Raw genomic sequence first — 3,244 nt, 5'->3', positions numbered from 1 at the left:
CCCGGAACCCGCGCGGCGGACGACGTGATGGGCGGATGGATGGACCGGCTGATGCAGCCAGCCGTGCTGCGCGCGGTGCAGCAATTGAAGCCGATCGCCGAGCAGGCCGGCCTGACTCTGCCGCAGTTCGCGCTCGCCTGGGTGCTGCGCGAGCCCATTGGCCAGGCAGGTGATGCCGGGGGCATCACCGCGACGTCTTCCGGACGTCGAACCTGGCCAATCGCTTCGGCGATCATCGGCGCGTCGCGCCCCGAGCAGGTGCTCGAAAACGCCCAGGCATCGGGAGCGATGGTCGACGCCGAGCTGTTCGTGCGCGCCGAAGCGCTGATCGACGCGGCGCAGGCCAGGGCGGCTGCGGACTAGATCGCTTTCGAGCTTCGCCGGGCCGGCGAGACGAAGACCTCCTCGATCGGCATATCGAACAGCTCGGCGATCCGGAAGGCGAGCGGTAGCGACGGGTCGTAGCGACCGGTCTCGATCGCATTGACGCTCTGACGCGACACCTCGAGCTTGTGAGCGAGGTGGCCCTGGCTCCAACTGCGCGCGGCGCGAAGCGACTTCAGACGGTTTTCCAAGCGGCAAGCCTCCGCGCGTTTGTAAAGGTAGCTTTACTCTCATCCGGCGTCATGTCAATGGTGCTTGACTACCCGGCCCGCAAGCAATCGGTTGAGGCAGTGGCTGTGCGCCGCTACATGGCCGGTCCGATGACCACGCTGTTCAAGATCGCGCTTCCCGACGGCTCGGTTCGGGAAATGCCCGAGGGCTCGACCCCGGCCGACGTCGCGGCGGCGATCGGGCCGGGCCTCGCCAAGGCGGCGCTGGCGGCCAAGGTCGACGGCGAATTGCGCGACCTCAACCGGCCGCTCGAGGGCGATGCGCGCGTCGAGCTGGTGACCTCGCGCGACGAGAAGGACGCGCTGGAGCTGGTCCGGCACGATTTTGCGCACGTGCTTGCCGAGGCGGTCCAGAACCTGTTTCCGGGAACTCAGATCACGTTCGGCCCGGCGACCGAGGACGGCTTCTATTACGATTTCGCGCCGCCCCCCGACCGTGGCCCCTTTACCGAGGAGGACCTGCCGGCGATCGAGGAGGAGATGCGGCGGATCATCGCCGCCGACGAGCCGCTCATCCGCGAGGTGTGGACCCGCGACCGGGTGCGCGACTATTTCGAGAAGAGCGGCGAGGCGTTCAAGGCCGAATGGGTGATGGAGCTGCCCGAGGGCGAGCCGATCACCATGTACCGCTCGGGCGAAGGCGACAGCGCGTGGATGGACCTGTGCCGCGGCCCGCACCTCGCCTCGACCGGGAAGCTCGATCCGCTGTCGTTCAAGCTGACCCGGGTTTCGGGCGCCTATTGGCGCGGCGATCCGAGGAATCCGATGCTGAGTCGGATCTACGGCACCGCCTGGCTCAACAAGAAGCAGCTCGACGCTTATCTCGTCCGCCTCGAGGAAGCGGCCAAGCGCGATCACCGCAAGATCGGCCAGGAGATGGACCTGTTCCACCTCCAGGCCGAAGCCCACGGGTCGGTCTTCTGGCACCCCAACGGCTGGACCATTTGGCGCCAGCTCGAGGCCTATCTCCGTCGGCGGCTCGACAAGGCCGGCTACCAGGAGATTAAGACGCCGCAGCTCATGGACCTTAAGGTCTGGGAGACGTCGGGCCACTGGGAGAAGTTCCGCGAGAGCATGTTCGTCGTGCCTGACGAGGTTCCGGGCACGGGCGAGGGCGACCAGTCGGTTCTAAGCGGCTCGGCGGGATTGATGGCGCTGAAGCCGATGAACTGTCCGGCGCATGTACAAGTATTCCGCCAGGGGATTAAGTCCTACCGCGACCTGCCGCTTCGGCTCGCCGAGTTCGGCTCTTGCCACCGGAACGAGCCCCACGGCGCTCTCCACGGGATTATGCGGGTTCGACAGCTCACGCAGGACGACGCCCACATCTTTTGCACGGACGACCAGATCGTCGATGAGACCAAGGCCTTCTGTGCCCTGCTCGATACCGTGTACCGGGAACTAGGGTTCGAGAGCTATGCGGTGAAGCTGGCGCTTCGGCCCGATCTTCGTGCCGGCGATGATGCTTTGTGGGAACGCGCGGAGAACGATCTCCGGGAGGCTCTGCGACAGGCAGGTCTCACAGGCGAGCGCTTCGATTACGAGGAGTTGCCCGGTGAGGGAGCCTTCTATGGCCCGAAGATTGAGTTCCATTTGACGGACGCGATCGGTCGGGCGTGGCAGTGCGGCACGCTCCAGCTCGACTATGTGCTGCCGGAACGGCTCGATGCAGCCTATATCGCCGAGGATGGGCAAAGGCACCGGCCCGTCATGCTCCACCGGGCGGTGCTCGGCTCGCTCGAGCGCTTCATCGGCATCCTCATCGAACATCACGCCGGCAAGTTCCCGCTGTGGCTGGCGCCGGTCCAAGCGGTGGTCGCGACCATCGTTTCCGATGCCGATGGCTATGCCCAGGAGGTCGCGGCCGACCTTGGCGAAGCGGGCGTGCGAGTCGAGACGGACCTTCGCAACGAGACGATCAACTACAAGGTGCGCGAGCACAGCCTGGCCAAGGTCCCGCTGCTGCTGGTGGTCGGCAAGCGCGAGGCCGACGAGCGCAGCGTCGCGCTTCGCCGGCTCGGCTCGGAGGAGCGCCAGCAGATGATGAGCCTCGAGGAAGCCGTGGCGATGATCGCCGCCGAAGCCGTGCCGCCCGACTTGCGCCGTTGAACGCCCGCTCAAAAACCCTGACGCCGCATCGCCACAGGTGGAGTCAAAAACGACTCGGCGTCGGCGCGAGCCTTTCCAACTCCGATCCAACCGCCTAACTCGCATCGGTCGAACAACCCAACGGAGACCAAGCTATACCCCCGCCCTATCCGCGCCGACCGCAGACGCCGCCGGCTATGTCCGGCCCCCGCTACAACGAGTTCATCACCGCTCCCAAGGTTCGGGTGATCGACGAAAACGGCGAAAACCTGGGGGTAATGTATACCCGCGAAGCGATCGAGCAGGCCGCCGAGGTCGGGCTCGACCTCGTCGAGATTTCTCCCAACGCCGACCCGCCGGTGGCAAAATACCTCGATATCGGCCGCTACAAATATGAGGCCCAGAAAAAGGCCAGCGAGCAGCGCAAGAAGCAGAAGACGCAGGAGATCAAGGAGATCAAGATGCGTCCCAACATCGACGACCACGACTATGACACGAAGATGAAGAAGGTCTTCGAGTTCCTCGAGGAGGGCGACAAGGTC

Annotated in this window: 4 protein-coding genes; 3 read left to right on the top strand and 1 reads right to left on the bottom strand. The window is 65.3% G+C overall.

All coding sequences use genetic code 11. The features are described 5' to 3' along the window. A partial coding sequence (locus tag H0T81_RS04940) for an aldo/keto reductase (protein ID WP_294010472.1) occupies positions 1-363 on the top strand: 363 nt, incomplete at its 5' end. On the opposite strand, the gene H0T81_RS04935 is transcribed toward H0T81_RS04940, so the two are convergent. Further along, positions 360-575, bottom strand: coding sequence for a helix-turn-helix transcriptional regulator (locus H0T81_RS04935; RefSeq protein WP_294010470.1), 216 nt, complete (start codon positions 573-575; stop codon positions 360-362). The two genes, H0T81_RS04940 and H0T81_RS04935, sit on opposite strands and share 4 nt — an antisense overlap. A 129-nt stretch (positions 576-704) precedes the next feature. On the opposite strand from H0T81_RS04935, the gene thrS reads away from it, so the two are divergent. Then, a complete protein-coding gene (gene thrS / locus H0T81_RS04930) occupies positions 705-2,723 on the top strand; it encodes a threonine--tRNA ligase (protein WP_294010474.1) in 2,019 nt (672 codons plus the stop codon). 176 nt (positions 2,724-2,899) lie between these two features. After that, a partial coding sequence (gene infC / locus H0T81_RS04925; protein WP_294010469.1) for a translation initiation factor IF-3 occupies positions 2,900-3,244 on the top strand: 345 nt, incomplete at its 3' end.

Source organism: Sphingomonas sp. (genome assembly GCF_013812825.1).
In the GTDB taxonomy this organism is placed as follows: domain Bacteria; phylum Pseudomonadota; class Alphaproteobacteria; order Sphingomonadales; family Sphingomonadaceae; genus Sphingomicrobium.
Note: the sequence above shows the minus strand (reverse complement) of the source record. Positions and strands in the feature narration are given on the sequence as shown.

Bases quoted from the DNA above. Each gene is read 5' to 3' on its own strand.
- thrS (WP_294010474.1), top strand. From the start codon at position 705: ATGACCACGCTGTTCAAGATCGCGCTTCCCGACGGCTCGGTTCGGGAA.